The 21828-nt window shown below is 42.7% G+C and carries 21 protein-coding genes; all 21 read left to right on the top strand.

Annotation, left to right across the window (positions count from 1 at the left end):
* On the top strand, positions 1–1901 hold a 1901-nt coding region (locus tag AC1DVB_RS17985), incomplete at its 5' end, for a penicillin-binding protein (RefSeq protein ID WP_477590277.1).
* 112 nt (positions 1902–2013) lie between these two features.
* Positions 2014–3936 (top strand): stage V sporulation protein D, encoded by a 1923-nt coding sequence (locus AC1DVB_RS17990; RefSeq protein ID WP_034313905.1) that lies wholly within the window; start codon positions 2014–2016, stop codon positions 3934–3936.
* 158 nt (positions 3937–4094) lie between these two features.
* Positions 4095–5567: a UDP-N-acetylmuramoyl-L-alanyl-D-glutamate--2,6-diaminopimelate ligase gene (locus AC1DVB_RS17995; protein ID WP_230135380.1), complete on the top strand. Its 1473-nt coding sequence runs from the start codon at positions 4095–4097 to the stop codon at positions 5565–5567.
* 90 nt (positions 5568–5657) lie between these two features.
* On the top strand, positions 5658–6635 hold the full coding sequence (gene mraY, locus AC1DVB_RS18000; protein WP_034313901.1) for a phospho-N-acetylmuramoyl-pentapeptide-transferase: 978 nt from the start codon (positions 5658–5660) through the stop codon (positions 6633–6635).
* Positions 6636–7988 (top strand): UDP-N-acetylmuramoyl-L-alanine--D-glutamate ligase, encoded by a 1353-nt coding sequence (gene murD / locus AC1DVB_RS18005; RefSeq protein WP_477590280.1) that lies wholly within the window; start codon positions 6636–6638, stop codon positions 7986–7988.
* A gap of 151 nt (positions 7989–8139) precedes the next feature.
* Complete coding sequence (spoVE, locus tag AC1DVB_RS18010; RefSeq protein ID WP_477590282.1) at positions 8140–9246, top strand: stage V sporulation protein E; 1107 nt, start codon at positions 8140–8142, stop codon at positions 9244–9246.
* A 354-nt stretch (positions 9247–9600) separates the two neighbouring features.
* On the top strand, positions 9601–10509 hold the full coding sequence (gene murB, locus AC1DVB_RS18015; RefSeq protein ID WP_063576912.1) for a UDP-N-acetylmuramate dehydrogenase: 909 nt from the start codon (positions 9601–9603) through the stop codon (positions 10507–10509).
* Positions 10510–10639: 130 nt separating this feature from the next.
* Positions 10640–11422 carry a cell division protein FtsQ/DivIB gene (locus tag AC1DVB_RS18020; RefSeq protein ID WP_063576911.1) on the top strand — a complete coding sequence of 261 codons (783 nt, stop codon included), beginning with the start codon at positions 10640–10642 and terminating at the stop codon, positions 11420–11422.
* Positions 11409–12101, top strand: coding sequence for a DUF881 domain-containing protein (locus tag AC1DVB_RS18025; protein ID WP_057278443.1), 693 nt, complete (start codon positions 11409–11411; stop codon positions 12099–12101). Before AC1DVB_RS18020 ends, AC1DVB_RS18025 begins: the two co-directional genes overlap by 14 nt.
* 43 nt (positions 12102–12144) lie before the next feature.
* Entirely contained in the window at positions 12145–12855 is a 711-nt protein-coding gene (locus AC1DVB_RS18030; protein WP_095678863.1) for a DUF881 domain-containing protein, read from the top strand.
* A complete protein-coding gene (locus tag AC1DVB_RS18035) occupies positions 12855–13220 on the top strand; it encodes a small basic family protein (RefSeq protein WP_034313884.1) in 366 nt (121 codons plus the stop codon). The genes AC1DVB_RS18030 and AC1DVB_RS18035 overlap by 1 nt, the downstream gene beginning before the upstream one ends.
* Before the next feature lie 254 nt (positions 13221–13474).
* Positions 13475–14773: a cell division protein FtsA gene (gene ftsA / locus AC1DVB_RS18040; RefSeq protein WP_057278442.1), complete on the top strand. Its 1299-nt coding sequence runs from the start codon at positions 13475–13477 to the stop codon at positions 14771–14773.
* A 44-nt stretch (positions 14774–14817) separates the two neighbouring features.
* On the top strand, positions 14818–15975 hold the full coding sequence (gene ftsZ, locus AC1DVB_RS18045) for a cell division protein FtsZ (protein ID WP_034313879.1): 1158 nt from the start codon (positions 14818–14820) through the stop codon (positions 15973–15975).
* Between the two features lie 371 nt (positions 15976–16346).
* The gene (spoIIGA, locus tag AC1DVB_RS18050) at positions 16347–17273 is read left to right on the top strand and encodes a sigma-E processing peptidase SpoIIGA (protein WP_057278441.1); all 927 of its coding nucleotides are present in this window, start codon (positions 16347–16349) and stop codon (positions 17271–17273) included.
* A gap of 58 nt (positions 17274–17331) precedes the next feature.
* On the top strand, positions 17332–18051 hold the full coding sequence (sigE, locus tag AC1DVB_RS18055; protein ID WP_034313874.1) for an RNA polymerase sporulation sigma factor SigE: 720 nt from the start codon (positions 17332–17334) through the stop codon (positions 18049–18051).
* A 150-nt stretch (positions 18052–18201) separates the two neighbouring features.
* Complete coding sequence (sigG, locus tag AC1DVB_RS18060; RefSeq protein WP_034313871.1) at positions 18202–18981, top strand: RNA polymerase sporulation sigma factor SigG; 780 nt, start codon at positions 18202–18204, stop codon at positions 18979–18981.
* A gap of 228 nt (positions 18982–19209) precedes the next feature.
* Entirely contained in the window at positions 19210–19479 is a 270-nt protein-coding gene (locus tag AC1DVB_RS18065; RefSeq protein ID WP_034313870.1) for a YlmC/YmxH family sporulation protein, read from the top strand.
* Positions 19480–19534: 55 nt separating this feature from the next.
* Positions 19535–20362 (top strand): peptidoglycan editing factor PgeF, encoded by an 828-nt coding sequence (gene pgeF / locus AC1DVB_RS18070; protein ID WP_454862189.1) that lies wholly within the window; start codon positions 19535–19537, stop codon positions 20360–20362.
* A 2-nt stretch (positions 20363–20364) separates the two neighbouring features.
* Positions 20365–21036, top strand: a complete 672-nt coding sequence (locus tag AC1DVB_RS18075) for a YggS family pyridoxal phosphate-dependent enzyme (RefSeq protein ID WP_328118709.1) — start codon at positions 20365–20367, stop codon at positions 21034–21036.
* Between the two features lie 21 nt (positions 21037–21057).
* Entirely contained in the window at positions 21058–21522 is a 465-nt protein-coding gene (locus AC1DVB_RS18080; RefSeq protein WP_477590287.1) for a cell division protein SepF, read from the top strand.
* Between the two features lie 6 nt (positions 21523–21528).
* Positions 21529–21795 (top strand): YggT family protein, encoded by a 267-nt coding sequence (locus tag AC1DVB_RS18085; protein ID WP_034313862.1) that lies wholly within the window; start codon positions 21529–21531, stop codon positions 21793–21795.
* The last annotated feature ends 33 nt before the right edge of the window (positions 21796–21828 follow it).

Here is a 21828-nt window from a genome sequence, read left to right on the forward strand (position 1 = left end):
GTGAAAAGGAACCGGAGCATGTCAAGGATCCGGAGAAGACCGCGAATGAGCTTGCTAAATATATCGACATGGATGAACAGGACATCTATGAAAGACTTACGAAAAAAGGGGCATACCAAGTGGAGTTTGGCAGTGCCGGCAAGGATTTGACTCAGGTCGTCAAGCAGAAAATAGAAAATTTGGAACTGCCGGGAATTACATTCGGAAGGACGAATAAACGTTTTTATCCGAATGGGATTTTCGCCTCCCATCTGATTGGCTATGTAGAAAAGGATGAAGAAACGGGAGAAATGGCTGGTAAGTTCGGCATCGAAAGGTACCTCAATAAAGAATTGCAGGAAACGGATGGGAAGCTGACATATGACAGTGACTCATGGGGTTTCCTCTTACCGGATAAGAAGGAAAAGGTCGTTGCACCTGATAATGGCAATGATGTCATGCTTACGATCGACAAGAAAATACAAACATTCTTGGAAGACTCGATGAGCAAAGTGCAGGAAAAATATGATCCCGAACAAATCATAGCGATTGTCTCCAATCCCAAAACGGGGGAGATTGTGGCGATGGGGCAAAGGCCCACCTTCCATCCGACAACGAAAGTCGGGCTAACGGATACATGGCGTAACCTGGCAATTGAAGAAACCTTCGAACCGGGTTCAACCATGAAAACATTCACCCTTGCCGCGGCTGTTGAGGAAGGGGTCTTTAATCCGAATGAAAGCTTTGTTGCAGGAACCTACAAAGCCGGATCGGGTAAAATCGGGGATCATAGCGGAATCGAAAGAGGAAAGAGCATGACCTTTCTGGAAGGGGTTCAACGTTCCTCGAACGTCGCTTTTGCCACACTTGCAATGGATAAAATAGGAGCCGATACGTTCCGTGAGTATTTGACTAAGTTCGGATTTGATAAAAAAACGGGAATTGACCTGCCAAACGAGATAACCGGTAAAATTCAATACAAGTATAAGCTTGAAAAAGTGACTACCTCCTTTGGACAGGGTTCGACCGTTACACCGATTCAACAAATCCAAGCTGCATCCGCAATAGCCAATGACGGAAAAATGATGCGGCCGTACGTGATAAAAAGCATTTCCGATCAGGATACCGGAAAAATTTTGAAAACGACCAAGCCGAAAGTGACAGGGCAACCGATTTCGGAAGAAACTGCAAAACAAGTACGTGATTATTTGGAAACGGTAATTTCCGCGAAAAAAGGAACAGGGAAAAAATATGCCATTGATGGATATCAAGTAGCGGGGAAAACCGGTACTGCACAAATTGCGGGTCCGACAGGTAGATATTTAGAAGGGAAAAATAACTATGTGTTCTCCTTTTTAGGAATGGCTCCAAAAGATGATCCGCAGTTGGTCATGTATGTGGCGGTCAAGCAGCCCAAGTTAGGTGTATCTTATGTTGGGGCTGATCCATTGTCAGAGATATTTAATCCTGTCATGCAAAATAGCCTGCAATATCTAAACATAAAACCTTCTGAAGTTAAAAAACAAAAAGCAAATAAAATCAAAGACTATACGAATCAAACCGAGAGTTCAGCTGTTACAGAACTGAAGGAACTTGGTTATGATGTAAGTATGATCGGAARTGGACGTAAAGTGCTCGACCAATCCCCGAAAGCGGGGAGTGTACTCTTACAAGGTGAAAAGATAATCCTCAGGACGGAAGGCGAAATGAAAGTTCCTGACATGAAGGGATGGTCCTTGCGCGATGTCATGAAATTGGCTAAGGTTGCAAAACTGGATCTGAAAACCGAAGGTACTGGATACGTGAGTAAACAGAGTCTTAAGGCCGGGAAAAAGGTAAATGAAGGGGAAACCTTCAATATTGAATTATCCCAGCCTGATGGGGCTGGTGAAGATATACCGACAAAAGAGAAAACAGAGTGAAGATAAAGAGGGGATCCAAATGGATTCCCTCTTTGTTTCTTTCAAAGTTTCTAGTCTAGCATCGAGTAGACAAGCATATATTGAAGCATGTATGAAATGGAGGTGCCTGTTTTTGCGTGTTTCGAATGTTACTGTCCGAAAACGGCTGGCAATCGCATTGGCGATCGGTATCGTAGTTTTTTTTATCATTGATATCCGATTGGGAATTGTACAGTTTTATCTAGGGGATAAGTTGACGGGGCTGGCTAAAGATTCCTGGAGCAGGAATATTCCTTTTGAAGCCAAACGAGGAGAAATCCTGGATCGGAATGGTGTCGAGCTGGCAACGAATATATCTGCGCCAACAGTCTATGTCATCCCTAGACAGATTGAGAATCCTGGGGAGACGGCGGAACAGCTTGCTTCAATATTGGATATGACAAAGGAAAAGGCTTATCAATGGTTAACGAAACAGGCGATGAGCGTCAGAATTCCGGAAGGCAGAAAGATATCTCACGAAAAGGCGAAGGAAATTAAAGCATTAGGGATAAAGGGCGTATACATCGCTGAAGATTCAAAGCGCCATTACCCATTTGGTGAATACCTTTCACATGTTCTTGGCTTTACAGGCTCTGACAATCAAGGGTTGATGGGTATTGAATTGTCTTATGATAAGGAACTAAGCGGGGAAAAAGGATTCGTTAAATTTTACTCCGATGCGAAAGGGAAAAGGCTTGAGAATATGGCCGATGACTATAAGCCCCCTGTTGATGGAGATAATTTGAAGCTGACCATCGATAGCAAAATCCAGACAATAGTGGAGAGGGAGCTCGATAATGCGGAGGCGACATATGATCCCGATGGTATAATTGCCATTGCAATGGACCCGAACACTGGGGAAATATTGGCAATGTCCAGCAGGCCAACCTTCGACCCTGCCAATTTTCAAAATGTTCCCTCGGAAGTGTATAATCGTAATTTACCAGTTTGGAGTATATATGAACCAGGATCGACTTTTAAGATCATCACGCTTGCTGCGGCGCTTGAGGAAGGGAAGGTCGACTTACAAAAGGAACATTTTTATGATTCCGGACATGTGGAAGTGTCAGGATCAACGCTGCATTGCTGGAAAAGCGGAGGGCATGGGGATCAAACTTTTCTTGAAGTGGTCGAGAACTCATGTAACCCGGGTTTTGTAGAATTAGGGAACCGGCTTGGTAAAGACAAGCTGTTTAAATATATAAATGATTTCGGTTTTGGGCAAAAGACGGGAATTGATTTAACAGGAGAAGGAAAAGGAATCATGTTCAACATGGATCGAGTGGGTCCGGTAGAGCAGGCAACTACTGCGTTTGGACAAGGTGTAGCCGTAACGCCCATTCAGCAGGTGACAGCGGTATCGGCAGCCGTGAATGGCGGGACTTTGTATACACCATATATCGCGAAGGAACTCGTGAATCCAAAAAATGGGGAAGTGCTGATGCGAAAGACCCCTCAGGCGAAGAAAAAGGTGATTTCAGAAGCAACCTCGAAGAAAGTCCGGGAAGCGCTTGAATCCGTTGTCGCCCAAGGAAGCGGTAAAGGAGCATTCGTGGAGTCGTACCGCGTCGGCGGGAAAACGGGTACAGCCCAAAAAGCTGAAAATGGCAGATACCTTGAAAATAATTATATTCTCTCATTCATTGGTGTCGCTCCAGCGGATGATCCGCAAATCGTCGTTTATATAGCTGTGGATAATCCGAAAGGAACGGTACAATTCGGTGGGGTCGTTGCCGCACCGATCGTTGGGAATATCATGGAGGATTCACTTAGGGCCATGGGCGTCAAGCCAAGGAAAAACCAGATTGAGAAGGAGACGGTCTGGACGGATCCCGTCATGGTCGAGGTACCAGACGTCGTGGGTCTCAGCAAAAAAGAGTTGCAAACCCAGCTCATCGACCTTAAGCTTGATATTGCCGGAAATGGGGATAAAGTCATAAATCAAGCCCCAGATCCAGGTGTTAAAGTAAAACAAGGCTCTACAATAAGAATTTATCTTGGCGAAAATACAGAATAAGTATAATATAATATATGAATAGTTAAAGCGGCTGAAGATTCATCAGCCGCTTTGTTTACGGAGTCGGGATAACCCCGTATAATTGAAATTGGTTTCTCGACAAGCCAAGGCTAATCACATATAATGAATCCTCAAATTAAGTTGAGAGGGATGGAAAAATGAAGCTTCACAAATTACTATCTTATTTACACTCCTTATTTACGTATGAAGGAGAAAATCCTGAAATCACCTCCATTGAAAATGATAACCGTAAAGTCATAGACGGAAGTTTATTTGTTTGTATAAAAGGTTATACAGTCGATGGTCATGATTTTGCCCAACTTGCTGTAGAGCATGGAGCTGCAGCAGTCATTGCCGAAAGGCCGCTTGACCTCGATGTTCCCGTGATCGTAGTCAGGGATTCGAGCAGGGCGATGGCGGTTCTTGCCGATGCATTTTATGGCCATCCGACTCAAAAGATGCGCTTGATCGGAATTACAGGAACGAATGGAAAGACGACGACCAGTCACTTATTGGAAAAGATTTTCGAGGATCGACATGAAAAAACCGGCTTGATTGGCACGATGTATACAAAAATCGCCGATACGGTATATGAAACCAAGAATACGACGCCAGATAGCGTTACACTGCAGAAGGCTTTTCATGAAATGGCCGAAGCAACCGTCTCCACGGCCATTATGGAGGTTTCATCGCATGCACTTGAGCTTGGGCGCGTACATGGCTGTGATTATGATATTGCCGTCTTTACGAATCTCACACAGGATCATTTGGATTTTCATAAAACCATGGACAGATACCGGCAGGCAAAATCCTTATTTTTCTCACAGCTTGGTAATGCTTACATAGAAAATCGCCCTAAATATGCTGTGCTTAATGCTGATGATGAGGCAACTGCCGATTTCATTAAGGCGACTGCCGCTACAGTCGTTACATACGGCATAGACAATGAAGCGGATATCAGGGCCAAAGATATAAAAATTGATGCAAATGGCACATCGTTCACCTTGACAGCAGGTAAAGAAGAGCGATACATTCAGCTGAAGCTAATTGGTAAATTCAGTGTTTATAATGTACTCTCTGCCATCTCTGCTGCTTTGTGCGCCGGTAACGATCTGGATGAGACAATTAGATCCATCGAGGATATAAAAGGTGTTGCAGGCCGTTTTGAGCTCATTTCAGCGAATCAGGACTTCCCGGTCATTGTTGACTATGCCCATACTCCGGACAGTTTGGAAAATGTTCTGAAGACTGTTGGTGAGTTTGCTAGAAAGAAAATTTACGTGATAGTGGGCTGCGGCGGGGACCGAGACAAGACAAAGCGTCCAATCATGGCGCAAATTGCATGCAGCTTGGCGACTGACCCGATCTTCACTTCGGATAATCCACGCAGTGAAAATGCTGCCCAGATCCTCCGGGATATGGAAGCTGGTGTAGCAGGCAAAGAATATACGGTTATTGAAGACCGCAGGCAGGCGATAGCTTACGCAGTTTCCAAGGCGGAAGAGGGCGACGTTATATTAATTGCTGGAAAAGGTCATGAAACCTATCAATTGGTCGGTGACGAAGTGCTTCACTTCGATGACCGTGAGGAAGCGGAAAAGGCGATTCAAAGTCGTTTGGGTTCAGTTTGAACCAATGCTGAAATTGCACTGCAACAAAATAGGAAAAGACATCAAGCAGAATTTAATATTTGAATTGTGTTAGGAATGAGGGAATAAGGAATGTTGGAACAAGTGATTTTTTATACGATTTTGGTGGCGTTTTTAGTAACCGTTCTTCTTTCGCCGATTTTCATCCCGTTTTTAAGAAGATTGAAATTCGGGCAAAGTATTAGGGAAGAAGGCCCGCAATCGCATTTGAAAAAAACGGGAACACCCACCATGGGCGGTTTGGTCATATTATTATCTGTTACCATCGCTACACTAGTCATGACTTTGAAATTTTCGGCACCTTCAACCGAAACGTATTTATTATTATTCGTTACTTTAGGTTTTGGTTTATTAGGTTTCCTTGATGATTTCATCAAAGTGGTCATGAAGCGTAACCTGGGACTGACTTCCAAGCAAAAACTGCTTGGACAAATTGTGATTTCGGTCATCTTTTACTTCGTCTTCAAGCAGACAGACCGTTTTAATCCTGAATTGACGATTCCAGGCACTGACTTTGCTTTTGATTTTGGCTGGTTTTATCTGTTCATCGTTATATTCTGGCTGGTAGGCTTTTCGAATGCCGTCAATTTGACGGATGGGCTTGATGGACTTGTCTCAGGGACATCAGCCATTGCCTTTGGTGCTTTTGCCATTTTGGCCTGGAGTCAGTCACAATATGATGTCGCCATTTTTTCGGTGGCGGTTGTCGGTGCAGTACTCGGATTTTTGGTATTCAATGCACACCCGGCAAAGGTTTTCATGGGGGATACGGGCTCCTTGGCCCTTGGGGGAGCGATCGCAACCATCGCCTTGTTAACGAAGCTTGAAATCCTCCTGGTAATCATTGGCGGAGTCTTCGTCATTGAAACGCTCTCGGTCATCCTTCAGGTAGGATCTTTTAAAACGACTGGTAAACGTATATTTAAAATGAGTCCGCTTCACCACCATTATGAGCTTTCCGGCTGGTCGGAATGGCGTGTCGTCGTCACTTTCTGGACAGTGGGGCTGCTGTGTGCGGTACTCGGAATCTATTTAGAGGTGTGGATATAAGTGAAAGAGACTGCAAAGTATTCAGAGAAAAAGATATTAGTATTGGGTTTGGCAAAAAGCGGAGTGATGGCAGCTTCGCTTCTACATAAATTAGGTGCTTTCGTGACGGTTAATGACATGAAGCCATTATCGGAAAATCCTGAGGCTCAAGGACTTCTTGAACAGGGAATCAAAGTCATCTGCGGCAGTCATCCAATCGAGCTTCTGGATGAGGGGTTCGAGCTGATCGTGAAAAATCCGGGAATCCCCTATCGGAACCCTATCGTAAAAGGGGCATTGGAAAAAGGGATTCCTGTTATCACGGAAGTTGAACTGGCCTACCAGATAAGTGAAGCACCTTTCATAGGAATCACTGGTACAAATGGGAAAACGACCACGACAACATTGATATACGAAATGTTGAAGTCCGGTGAAAAATCCCCGCTGATTGCCGGTAATATCGGGACAGTGGCTTCTGGTGTTGCTGAACATGCAAAACCAGATGACTCGATCGTCATAGAATTATCATCGTTTCAGTTAATGGGAATAGACGAATTTCGTCCTGAAATCTCAATCGTGACAAATTTGTATGATGCACATTTGGATTATCACAGTTCCAAACAGGAATATGTCGAAGCAAAAGCTGCCATCACGAAAAATCAAATAGCAACAGATTTCATGATTTATAATGCAGATCAAGATCTTGTTTTATCCATGGCGAAAGAGACCAAGGCTCAACTTGTACCTTTTTCAGCTGAAGTGAAACATGAGAATGGAGCCTATGTGGAAGATGGTGCCGCCTGTTTCCGAGGGGGAAAAATCATTGAAGTTTCAGAGATAGCCCTTCCCGGGAAGCATAATTTGGAAAATGTACTCGCCGCCATCTCAGCGGCCAAGCTTAAGGGTGTAGCTAATGAAGCCATTCAGACTGTATTGAAAACATTTTATGGTGTGGAGCACCGTCTGCAGTTCGTGGCAACGATCGATAACCGTAAATTTTATAATGACTCGAAAGCGACGAACATTCTTGCAGCATCCAAAGCGTTAACATCCTTTACGGAACCGGTCATCTTATTGGCAGGCGGTCTGGATCGCGGAAATGAATTTGATGAGTTGAAACCGGCGATGAAAAATGTCAAAGCCGTGATAACTTTTGGCGAAACGGCGGAAAAAATTGAACGGGTAGCCAAAGAAATAGGAATAGCGAATATAAAACGTGTCGATAATGTAGAAAAGGCCGTACCGGCTGCATTTGAATTATCAAATGAAGGCGACTGTATTCTTCTCTCCCCGGCTTGTGCAAGCTGGGATCAATATAAAACTTTTGAGCAAAGAGGAGACATGTTTATGGAGGCCGTGCATAAACTTAAGTAAGAGCTTTCGCAGAGAGAAGTGAACCTGCTTCTACGTTGACACCATGAAAAAAAGCGATAATGAGCCGTTATCGCTTTTTTTTTGACTAAAGTGCTGACAAGCAATCAGCACTGATGTTTATATTCGTAGGCTAAAAACTTCCTAGAGGTGGATGTCCGTGCCATTAAAAAAATCGAATCCTGATCTCATTCTCATTATCGTCACCTTAAGTCTTTTGACTGTTGGATTAATCATGGTTTACAGCGCGAGTGCCATTTGGGCAACATATAAATTTGATGATTCGTTTTATTTTGCTAAAAGGCAGTTGCTTTTTGCCTGCGTCGGTGTCATAGCCATGTTTTTCATCATGAATGTGGATTACTGGACGTGGCGGACATRGGCCAAAATCCTTATCATCATTTGTTTCATTATGTTACTGGCTGTGCTTGTACCAGGTATAGGGATGGCGAGAAATGGTTCGAGGAGCTGGATTGGTGTAGGTGCTTTTTCGGTCCAACCCTCTGAGTTCATGAAGCTGGCGATGATCGCTTTTTTAGCTAAGTTTTTATCAGAACGGCAAAAGCTGATCACTTCCTTTAAAAAAGGGATGCTTCCATCCTTGGGTTTAGTGTTTTTGGCATTTGGTTTGATCATGTTACAGCCAGACCTTGGAACGGGAACGGTAATGKTTGGAACGTGCATTGTCATGATTTTTATTTCCGGGGCAAGAATCAGTCATTTTGTCGGCTTGGGGCTAATTGGGGTAGCAGGTTTTATCGGTCTGATTTTGTCAGCGCCCTACCGGATAAAAAGGATCACGTCTTTTCTGGATCCATGGGAAGACCCTTTGGGCAGTGGATTTCAGATGATTCAATCGTTTTATGCAATCGGGCCAGGGGGGTTGTTCGGATTGGGACTCGGGCAAAGCCGCCAAAAGTTTTTCTATTTACCCGAACCGCAGACTGATTTCATTTTTGCCATACTCTCCGAGGAACTTGGCTTCATCGGGGGCTCTCTTGTCATTTTATTATTTGCGCTAATGCTTTGGCGGGGCATTCGGATCGCACTTGGTGCCCCTGATTTATACGGGAGCCTTGTAGCGGTAGGAATCATTGCAATGGTCGCCATTCAAGTGATGATCAATATAGGGGTGGTAACGGGACTTATGCCGGTTACGGGGATCACCTTGCCCCTCTTAAGTTATGGCGGTTCATCGCTGACGCTCATGTTGATGGCGATTGGGGTGCTCCTGAATATTAGCCGATATTCGAGGTTCTGAAATAAGAAAAAAATGTGGTTTGGCAAAAGGGAAGTCCTGTTGAACGCAGGGCTTCCCTTTTTTACGTTGAAAACCCTTCCAGGAAAAACGATTTTTTGGGTGGGCTTGCCGAAAATTAGAAATAAATGAAATGCCGCTTAAATATTACCATGTATGAATGTTGGGGAATCCACAATAAATATTGGCAATACGTCTTTGTTTAGACTATAGTATAAGAGGGTTAGGCCGTACTGGGGCTTGCTTCTGTTCATTTTTCTGCTAAAAAGGCGTTATTAATCTTGTAATATAAGTGACCTCATGGAAGAGGAAATGAAAATTATAACTTGGAATTTTGGAACAACAAGGAGGTTTATCATGGATAATGTGATAAAGCAATTAACTGAAATGAAAATCGGCAAAGTTCTTGAACAGGAACCGCTTGCAAATCATACAACTATGAAAATTGGGGGGCCGGCTGATTTATTCATCGTGCCGTCATCCATTGAAAATATAGAAAAAACGATGCAGGTCATCAAAGAAAATGGGATGCCGTGGAGGGTGATCGGCAGGGGCTCGAACCTGCTGGTCAGTGATGGCGGAATTGAAGGTGCCGTGCTTAAATTGGGTAGAGGTCTTGATCATCTCGAGATAAATGGGACGGAGATCAAAGCAGGAGCTGGGGTATCACTTGTCAGCCTCTCCGTACAAATCAGTAAAAAAGGATATGCAGGATTGGAATTTGCCAGTGGGATTCCTGGTTCCGTCGGCGGAGCGGTCTATATGAACGCTGGTGCACATGGTTCCGATATGAGTGAAATACTCAAGCAGGCACATGTTCTTTTTGAAGATGGAACTCTGGCTTGGCTTTCGAAAGAGGAAATGGAGTTTTCTTATCGAACTTCTCTGCTTCAGAAGAAAAGACCCGGTATCGTACTGGAAGCAATTTTTCAATTGACAGAGGGGGATAAAACCGAAATCGTTGAAAGAATGCAAAATAACAAGAATTATCGTAAAGATACCCAGCCATATAATCTTCCATGTGCCGGGAGCATATTTAGGAATCCACTTCCACACCATGCTGGTAAATTGGTCGAGAATGCAGGCCTGAAGGGACATTCTATTGGGGGAGCCCAGATTTCACCGATGCACGGGAACTTCATCGTTAACACAGGTAATGGAAGTGCAGCGGATGTTCAAGCCTTGATACAGCATGTGAAGGATACTGTATATGATAAATTTGAAGTTGAAATGGAAACAGAAGTGGAAATTATCGGAAGAAAATAACGGGATTCATTATATCCAAATATTGTGATATAATGTGTTACCTTTAAAGTTTGTTAAGAACATAATATTGAGTTTGTCTTGATTTCGCACTGTCAAGAACCATCCATTTTTTCAGGAAGAGGTGAAGGGGATGGAAAAGGGAAAAATCGTTTCCATTGAGGACCGCATCCCGAAATTAAAACAATTAAGAAAAAGCAAAGCAAACAGGCGACTTGTTCTTTTGCTGTCCCTCTTCTTCATTCTTGTTGCTTGTGTGCTATATTTCCTATCCCCGTTGAGCTATGTGAAATCCGTGCAGGTAGAGGGGAATCGTTATATTACTTCCAAACAGATCATTAAATTGAGTAAGGTGAAGAAGGATCGAAGCATCTGGAAGGTTGATACAGGGACAGCGGCAGCCAATATCAAAAAAAATCAAGAAATAAAAAGCGTTAAGGTGACACCGGTATTTCCTAATTCCATTAAAATTACGGTTTCGGAACATAACAGGATGGCATATCTGTCCAATAATGGAAAGTTTGCACCCATTTTGGAAAACGGGTCCGTTTTAGAGGAGTTAGCAACAGGAGAAATTCCAGTATTTGCCCCTGTTTTAATTGGTTTCAAAGAGGGTAAAGCATTAAAGTTGCTTTTAGAAGAGCTGGACAAGCTTCCTGACGAGATTCAGAATGCCATTTCGGAAATTCATTACGCTCCTACAAAAACCGATGAATACCATATCGTCATGTTCATGAACGATGGGTTTGAAGTAAGTGCGACAAGCCGGACTTTATACGAGAAAATGATTCACTATCCATCGATAGTCAGYCAGCTGGATCCAAATGTAAAGGGAGTCATCGATCTGGAAGTGGGTTCTTATTTTAAAGCATATGAAGACGCTGAACAAAAGGAAGACACCAATGAGGAAAATTAATGGCAACCGGGTGGTTTTACCCCTGGTTTGCGTGGTTCTCGGATTCATGATTGCCTTCTCTTACAATCTGACCAAAGAAGGTGAAGGTGCAGGGAAGGACAAAGCCTGGGACCAGGAATATGAGCTCAGGCAGCAGCTGATCGAACAAGAGAAGCAGAACCGGGAACTTCAGAAGGAACTCCTCCAGAAGCAAGAAAATGTATCCCAAATAGAAAAAGACCTAGCTCAGGAAAAGCAGCTTTTTTTCAATTTGGCAAAGGAAACGGAAAAATACCGAATGTTTCTCGGAAAAGTGAAAGTGAAAGGCTCAGGCCTTCAGGTGACGCTTGAAGATGGTACAGATATGGAATCAGAAGCCAATGTTAATAATTACCTCGTCCATGAACAGCATGTCTTCAAGGTCGTCAATGAACTATACATATCAGGTGCAGAGGCTGTTGCAATTAACGGCCAAAGGTTAAATCATGATTCATACATAATCTGTAATGGGCCTGTGATTACAATCGATGGCCATCAGCATCCTGCTCCCTTCATCATATCTGCGATAGGGGACCCGGAAGTCCTGGGTGCTTCACTGGATTTACCGGGTGGCATCAAGGAACAGCTGGTTAATGAGAATATTATCTTTACAGTGGAAAAGCAAAAGAATATCATTTTTGATCCAATTATTGGAGGGTGATCGTGACCGCCGGATTCGATGAAAGATTGGTGAGAAACTGGAAATGAAAAAAAAGCTTTCTTTTAGTTTGGTAACGTTGATTGCTGGCTTCATGCTCGCTATTCAATTCAATTTGGTGAATCAGCCTGTCGTATCCGATACAAGGGATATGTGGGAACTGAAAAATGATTTATTGAAAGAACAGCAGACCCAGGCAGAATTAATAGAGGGTATCAGTAAGCTTGAGGGAAAAATAGCATCTTATGAAACAAAGAAAAATGAGAGTAAAGAAGAAGTCTTGCGTGACACCCTGACCGAATTGAAGACTGACGCAGGTTTGACCGAAATAAGAGGTAATGGGGTAATCGTATCTATACAGCCTATCAAAGCCGATATCCTTCTTGGTGAGAAGGTCGAGTATATTTCACCAGTATTGATCATTCGGCTCATTAATGAAATGTATAGGTATGGCGCTGACGAAATTTCCATTTCAGGACAAAGGTATATATCAACATCGGTTATTCGTGATATTAATGGGCAGCCGAAAATGGACGGATACCCTCTGGTTCATTACCCGGTCGAAATGCAGGCAATAACCGTGAATCCAAAGAGACTGAAGCAGCGCATTGAAGGTTCCGAACTTATGGATGATTTCTTTATAGACAATTTTGAAGTGCAGATTAAGGTGCCTTCCGGCGAGTTGACATTGCCGGCTTACCAAAATGCTATTAACGTGGAACATATGGAGCCCATTATGGATGGGGGGGAATCGTGATGTGGCTTTCAGTTTTTGGTCTGTTGATTGGAATCACCCTTGGTTTTTTGGTGGATTTTGATATTCCCCATGAATATTCAAATTATCTCTCCATAGCCGTGCTTGCTGCTTTTGATACATTATTTGGGGGGATACGGGCTCATTTGCAAAATCTTTATGATGAAGTTGTATTTGTAACAGGATTCTTCTTTAATATCATTTTAGCCGCAGGTTTGGCTTTTCTAGGTGTACATCTTGGTGTAGACTTATATTTAGCCGCAATCTTTGTATTCGGTGTCAGGCTCTTTCAAAATATTGCCCTGATTAGAAGGATCCTGATTGAAAAATGGTCCATTTCCCGGAAAAAGCAGAAAAAAAATCTATAATTTTAAAGGGAATTAAGTTATAAATGACGAATAGTTTATGGCAGTATCTAGTTTTTTTAGTAAATCAGTCTCGTAGAGAAGCGAACAATATGCACCATAAAGTACGAGTTTTGTTCGGGAAATACAAAATGAAACGCTTATCTATGTAATTCGTCAGTTGTTGTAAACAGTTCTGTTATTCTATAATGTATAAGTCTTCGATATAAAAATGTTATTCTACTAATACATGTATAAACTGAAGGAGGTGCCATGGAATGAACAGCAACGAAATATACGTAAGTCTTGACATCGGTACATCCAGTGTAAAAGTTATCATTGGGGAAATGGTCAATGACACATTAAATATAATCGGTGTAGGAAATGTTAAATCAGAAGGGCTCAAAAAGGGTTCGATCGTCGGTATAGATGAAACCGTCCAATCCATTCAAAAGGCTATAGAGCAAGCAGAACGGATGATAGGGATGGAGATAACAAAGGTAATCGTCGGCATAAGTGGAAATCATGTGACGCTTCAGCCGTGTCATGGGGTAGTAGCGGTATCCAGTGACAATAAAGAGATTACCGAGCATGACGTTTTCCGTGTCAGGGAAGCAGCTGAGTTAATAACGATACCATCCGACAGGGAAATCATCGACGTGGTGCCGATTCACTACAAAGTTGATGAACTTGATGAAATCAGTGATCCACGGGGCATGATAGGTGTCCGGTTGGAAATGAGAGGGATTTTAATCACAGGTCTTCGGACAATTTTACATAATACGCTGCGCTGTGTGGAAAGGGCAGGATTGGAAATAACCGATATCGCCCTTCAGCCTTTAGCCGCAGGTTCCCTTGTTTTATCCAAGGATGAAAAAGAACTTGGTGTGGCACTTGTCGATATTGGCGGAGGTTCCACGACCCTGGCAATTTTCGAACAAGGCTATTTACAATATACGTCTGTGATACCTATAGGCGGGGAAACGCTTACGAAGGACCTTTCCATCGTTCTAAGGACGACTATGGAAGAAGCTGAGAAAATAAAAGTAAAGCATGGACATGCCTATTATGATGACGCGTCTGAAGATGAAGTATTCCAAATACCGATCATCGGCAGCGATCAGCAACAGACCTGCAACCAGTTAATGCTTTCGGATATCATTGAAGCGCGGGTGACCGAAATATTCGAGTTGATTCAAGATGATTTGAAGAGACTTGGCTTCCAGGATATACCGGGTGGTTTCGTGTTGACCGGGGGCGTCGTCAAGATGCCGGGTGTCCTGGAGCTAGCTCAATATGTGTTCCAAAACCGAGTAAGGACAGCTGAACCCAATTACATCGGTGTTAGGGAACCCCAATACACCACGGCTGTTGGTTTGATTAAACACGCATGCAAGAAAGAGAGAATGCAAAAAAACACCGCTAATAAAACTCCTGTAGCAGCTGGACAAGCTCAAGAAGATAACGACCAGCGCAGCCAGAAGGTTTCTCAGAAAAATAAAGAGAACACGGCTAAAAAACAAGGTGAAAAAGGTGAATCTAAATTCAAAAAAATCCTGGGTTACTTTTTTGAATAACAATCATTAAGAATCGGGAATTTCGTCAAAATAGGAGGATTGTCATGTTGGAGTTTGATTCTAATCTAGAACAATTAGCAACGATAAAAGTAATAGGTGTTGGCGGCGGCGGAAACAATGCGGTAAACAGAATGATCGAGCATGGTGTACAGGGTGTTGAGTTTATTTCTGTCAATACTGACGCACAGGCTCTTAATCTATCAAAAGCAGAAATCAAAATGCAAATCGGCGGGAAGCTTACACGCGGTTTGGGTGCAGGTGCCAATCCAGAGGTAGGAAAAAAAGCTGCTGAAGAAAGCAAAGAGCAGATTGAAGAAGCGCTTAAAGGTGCCGATATGGTATTCGTAACGGCTGGAATGGGCGGCGGTACGGGAACGGGGGCAGCTCCTGTCATAGCGGGCATTGCTAAAGATCTAGGGGCCCTTACAGTGGGTGTAGTTACCCGTCCATTTACTTTCGAAGGCCGAAAACGTGCAACACAGGCACAAGGCGGCATTTCATCCATGAAGGAATCGGTTGACACACTCATCGTCATTCCGAACGACCGCCTCCTTGAAATCGTCGATAAAAGCACGCCAATGCTTGAAGCATTCCGTGAAGCGGATAATGTACTTCGCCAGGGTGTACAAGGGATTTCAGATTTAATTGCTGTTCCAGGTCTTATTAACTTGGACTTTGCCGATGTGAAGACGATCATGTCCAACAAAGGTTCCGCTCTTATGGGAATCGGGATTTCCTCCGGGGAAAACCGTGCAGCGGAAGCGGCGAAAAAAGCCATTTCCAGTCCGTTGCTTGAAACATCGATTGATGGCGCCCAAGGTGTACTGATGAATATTACCGGTGGTACGAACCTGAGTCTTTTTGAAGTCCAGGAAGCGGCCGATATCGTGGCTACAGCATCCGATCAAGACGTCAACATGATTTTTGGTTCTGTTATCAATGAAAACCTTAAAGATGAAATCGTCGTTACGGTAATTGCTACAGGCTTTAACGAGGTTGAAGCTTCAATTCGGCCTACTGGACGTCCAACACTCGGACAGCAGCAGCAATCAAGACCTCAGACACAACAAACGCCACAGTCTAACGTGAAGCGTGAAGTGAAGAGGGAAGAAGTCAATGAACAGCCTGCACGTAATGCCAATCAAGGTGATGAGGCTTTGGATATTCCAACCTTCCTCCGTAACCGTAATAGACGCCGTTAATAACGACGTCATATGCCGTTCCCATTTGGGGACGGTTTTTTGTCGTTAATAAAATGCATCCCTAGACGGGATTGTGCTGGATGTTGCCTGGCAGAAGGGAGCTTCCATCTTTTGCTCACTTCCATTCATTAATGTAAAAAGATGAGAGAGAAATTATTAAACGTTTATAACATAAATCGACAGAAGTAAAAGGGAGCAGGATAGTCTCTAAGGCAGTATTGAAAATATCAATAGCTGATTTTCTACAAAAAGGGTAAAAATGACTGAAAAACTCTTAAGTTTTCAGTACAAAAAGTGACACACTTTCTTAGGGCAGGTACGCTATACTTTTTGCTAGTGGAAGGTTAGTTCATATAAGGAGGGGAGGGTGTTTGACTTTATATTTAGATGTGATCTGGTTATTGAATTGGTTATTTGACTGCCTCCTTTTATATTGGACCGCAATCATTCTCAAACGAAGGGTAGCTCTTTGGCGGGTGTGCATCGGCGGACTGATTGGTTCCTTAATTATCGTATTGGCATTCACTCCTTTTTATGCAATTGCCGACCGGGTATACATGAAGATTTTAGTATCCATGGTCATGGTGCTGGCAACCTTTGGGTTTAATAGGCTAAAACTTTTCGTGAAATCGGTGGCCACTTTATATTTTGTGACATTTTTATCGGGAGGAATCCTTCTGGGACTTCACTACCTATTTGAATTCCAAATCGTGTCCAAGGACCCTGGTCAATATGCCGGAATCAATCGTTTTGGCGACCCTGTCAGCTGGATATTCGTCATGATCGGGTTCCCGCTCGCATGGCAATTTTCCAAGCGAACATTAGAAGGGATGGAAATGACCAAGCTTACACATGAACAAATGGTTTCGGTCTCGGTTAAAATTTCTGACTTTGAAGGAACGTTTCATGGATTGGTGGATAGCGGCAATCAACTATATGACCCGATTACACGTTCCCCAGTAATGATCATTTCTCTTTCAGGCTCGGAAACGGGTATTCCGAATGATATGCTAGAGCTCTTTAAAAACCCCGATACCCTGATTAGTCAGGAAGTGCAGCCCGAATATTCATGGACAGGAAGAATGCGTGTCATCCCTTATAAAGTCGTAGGTCATGAACATCAGCTGTTAACCGCAATCAAACCGGATTATATTAAAATCGTTCAAGGAGAAAAAGAATTTCATGTCAAGCAGGGTCTCATTTCGTTTACCTTTCAACAACTCTCTCCCGACAATAGCTATCAATCTATCGTTCACCCGAAGATGTTAACTGGCATACCGGTACAAACTGCCTCCTGAACCATCGATTCACTCTTGAATTTGACCCATAATCCGTTTATTAGAAGGGAGAATTATTTTGAAGAAATTCATTCTTCGGCTTACTTACTTTTGGTACAAACTATTGTTCAAGCTCGGATTGAAAACGGACGAAATATTTTATATAGGAGGGAGTGAGGCACTGCCGCCGCCCCTTTCAAAGGAAGAAGAGGCAATACTGATCAATAAATTACCAAATGGCGATGAAGCTGCACGCTCGATCTTGATTGAACGTAATTTAAGGCTGGTTGTTTATATTGCCAGGAAATTCGAAAATACAGGCATCAACATTGAAGATTTAATCAGCATAGGTACCATAGGTTTGATCAAGGCTGTGAATACATTCAATCCAGAGAAGAAAATAAAACTGGCTACATATGCATCGAGATGCATCGAGAATGAAATATTGATGTATTTACGCAGAAATAACAAAATCCGCTCTGAAGTTTCTTTTGATGAACCTCTGAATATTGATTGGGATGGAAATGAACTACTGTTATCCGATGTACTTGGAACGGATGATGACATTATCACGAAAGACCTTGAGGCAAACGTTGACCGTAAGTTGCTGACAAAAGCACTTACACAGTTATCGGAACGTGAAAAACAGATAATGGAACTCCGTTTTGGACTTGCAGGAGGAGAAGAAAAAACCCAAAAGGACGTTGCCGACATGCTGGGGATTTCCCAATCTTACATTTCGCGTTTGGAAAAACGGATTATTAAGAGGCTTCGTAAAGAATTTAATAAAATGGTGTAAAAAAATAAAGTGCTTAAATGTCAATCAAATCAATACTTCGGTAGTAATATTGAAAAATAATCGGGATTTTCTGTTCTAGCCATGTGCATATTTTTTCCTCCCGCGGAAATACTGTTTTTTGTACAGCGCTCCTGTGAGGAGGGAATAATTTTGTCTCGTAATAAGGTTGAAATCTGCGGTGTGGATACATCAAAATTACCGGTTTTAAAGAATGAAGAAATGAGAAAACTCTTTAAAGAACTGCAAGATGGCGATATTTCAGCAAGAGAGAAACTGGTAAACGGGAATCTTCGACTCGTTCTAAGCGTCATTCAACGCTTCAACAATCGGGGAGAGTATGTAGATGATCTATTTCAGGTAGGCTGTATAGGGTTGATGAAGTCGATAGATAACTTTGACCTAGGTCAAAATGTTAAGTTTTCAACGTATGCTGTACCGATGATTATTGGAGAAATCAGAAGATATCTTCGTGACAATAATCCGATTCGGGTATCCCGTTCTTTAAGAGACATCGCTTACAAAGCTTTGCAGGTAAAAGAAAAGCTCATAAGCCAGACCCTTCGTGAGCCGACAGCTGAAGAAATCGCCAAGGTGTTGGAAGTACCTCATGAAGAAATTGTTTTTGCACTAGATGCTATACAAGATCCAGTTTCACTTTTTGAACCGATTTATAATGATGGCGGGGATCCGATTTATGTACTCGACCAATTGAGTGATGAAAAAAATAAAGATAGTACCTGGATTGATGAAATAGCTATAAATGAAGGCATGAGACGGTTGAATGACCGGGAAAAAATGATCCTTCGCAAACGGTTTTTCCAAGGGAAGACGCAAATGGAGGTAGCCGAGGAAATCGGCATTTCACAAGCACAGGTCTCCCGCTTGGAAAAAGCGGCAATCAAGCAAATGAATAAAAATATCCAACAGTAGAAGCTGAGCATGAGAAAAAGTTAGCTGAAGCGGGCAGGGCAAAAATGTCGATACCCGCTTCATAGCTACTTATCCATTGCGGCTTTTTTATTTTGTTGAAAATCCCTTCCGGAAGGGATCGTGAATCGGGGACGTTTATTTATCGTAATCTTCATCCTTGAGCGCATCTTGTCATATACATAGGAATAGGACCTTCATCTATGATGAATTTTTGAGGAGCTGAGTGATGTGACCAGGATTTCAGAATTTCAAATAAAGGATATCGTCAATATAGCGGATGGGAAGAAGTTGGGTAATATGTCAGACCTTGAAATAAATACGGCCACGGGGAAAATAGAGGCCATCGTCGTTTCAAATGGCACCCGATTAATGGGCTTTTTTGGAAGAGAACAAGACATTGTGATTCCATGGCGCAAAATAAAAAAGATCGGTGCGGATGTCATACTTGTTGAACATCAGACGGTATTTCAAGGAGAACTGAAAGATGAACGTTTCTAAAGGTGCATGGCGCAAATATATGATACACTAGACTAAAAATAAAGAGGTTTATAGCATGAAAGAGCCATTTGTTTTAATAAAAGACCAATATATGCTCATTGACAGCTGGAGACAAAAAAATCTCCAGCTCGTAGCGGGCTTCACCACAAAAAATGGGGGAGTCAGTACAGGTGATTTTCAAACAATGAATACCGGTTTTCATGTCGGGGATAAACTTGGTGATGTCCAGGGAAACCGCAGGATTATAGCCGATAAGCTGATGTATCCGCTTAATGAATGGATAGGGGCCGAGCAGACACATGAAACGAATATCCATCAGGTTACCAGCCGCGATTGCGGGAGAGGTGCTGCGGATTATGATTCAGCCTTTAAAGCGACTGATGGATTCTATACGAAGGACCCAAACGTTCTATTGACCCTTTGCTATGCAGACTGCGTGCCCTTATACTTTCTTGCTCCGGCACATGGTATGATTGGGGTGGCACATGCTGGCTGGAAGGGCACGGTTAATGGGATTGCACGAAAGATGGTTGAGGCATGGCTGAATGAGGGTATAAAAGCAAGTGAGATATTTGCTGTTATTGGACCTTCGATTTGTTCAAAATGCTATGTAGTTGATGATTATGTCATGGATTTAGTGCAGAATTTGCTGGTAGATATTGACGAAAAGCCCTATAATTTAATCAGTGAAGGACAATATCAGTTAGACCTTAAGCAACTTAATGCATTGATTCTTCAAAAATCAGGAATTCCAAATAGTCAGATCGACGTTACATCATACTGTACAAGCTGTGATCATGAATTGTTTTTTTCACATCGCCGTGATAACGGGAAGACAGGCAGATTGATGAGTTTTATCGGTTGGAAGGAGGATTTAGAGTAACAGTGAAAGTAGTGGACAATTTAAAAAACATCGAAGAAAAAATAAATATAGCATGTGAAAATAGTGGAAGGGACCGTGAAGCGATAAAGTTGATCGCAGTGACGAAATATGTTTCGGTCGAGAGAGCGAATGAAGCATTGGAAGCGGGAATACTTGATTTGGGCGAAAACCGTGACGAAGGGCTATTGGCTAAATATAAAGTGCTGAAGGACAAGCCAAACTGGCATTATATTGGTTCCATGCAAACACGCAAAGTTAAGAATGTCATCGATAAAATTTCATATATCCATTCATTGGATCGCATTTCTTTGGCAGAAGAAATTCAAAAACGCGCTAATGAGCCGATAAACTGTTTAGTGCAGGTGAATGTATCTGGTGAGGAATCAAAACATGGTCTGAATCCAGAAGCGACTATTGATTTCATAAAAGGGTTATCTGCTTTTGATAAGGTGAATGTTGCAGGATTGATGACGATGGCTCCATTGACCGATGATGAACGGATTTTGCGGGAATGCTTCCGGAAACTGAAAGGCATCCAGGTTGAAATACAAGCTTTGGAGTTGAAGCATGCCCCCTGTATTGAATTGTCCATGGGTATGTCCAATGATTTCATGATTGCCATTGAGGAAGGCGCTACAATGATCCGGATTGGTACAGCACTTGTAGGCGAATAATTTTAAGGAGGTACGCTATAGATGTCGTTCGTATCAAAATTTAAATCTTATTTCGCGCTGGATGATGAGTATGAGTACAGGGAAGAAGTGGTGGAAGAAGAGGAGGCTGAACCAAAAGTCGTGAAGTCAGCTAAACAGCAGCAGTCCGCTTCTGCAGGGAATAATACCAATCAGAATATCGTAAGTTTGCAAAGCGTACAAAAATCTTCTAAAGTAGTATTATTGGAGCCGCGTGCTTATGCAGAAGCCCAGGAGGTAGCTGATCATTTGAAAAACAGGCGCGCAGTAGTCGTGARCCTTCAACGGATCCAGCATGACCAAGGAAAGCGAATCATCGATTTTCTAAGTGGGACTGTCTATGCAATCAGCGGGGATATCCAAAAAATAGGAACAGATATATTCTTATGTACCCCGGACAACGTCGATGTTTCCGGTAATATTACCGGCTTCGCCGCCGAAGAGGAGTACGAAGAAGCGAGGTGGTAATGGTTAATGGGTCTAGTGCTTCAGGGTTTATATTATTTAATTGAAATTTATTCAATGGCATTAATCGTTTACATATTGATGTCATGGTTCCCCAATGCAAGGGAGACATCAATCGGTCAGTTTTTGGAAAAAATTTGCGAACCGTATTTAGAACCGTTCAGAAAGTTCATTCCGCCACTTGGCATGATTGATCTTTCACCTCTTGTGGCCTTGCTGGTTCTTAATTTTGCCAGCGGTTATGGAATCTATTACTTACAGACATTAATTGGATGATCAACAATTAACCTGACATGCATATTACTACAC

It is taken from the genome of Peribacillus sp. P4_D6 (genome assembly GCF_056401795.1).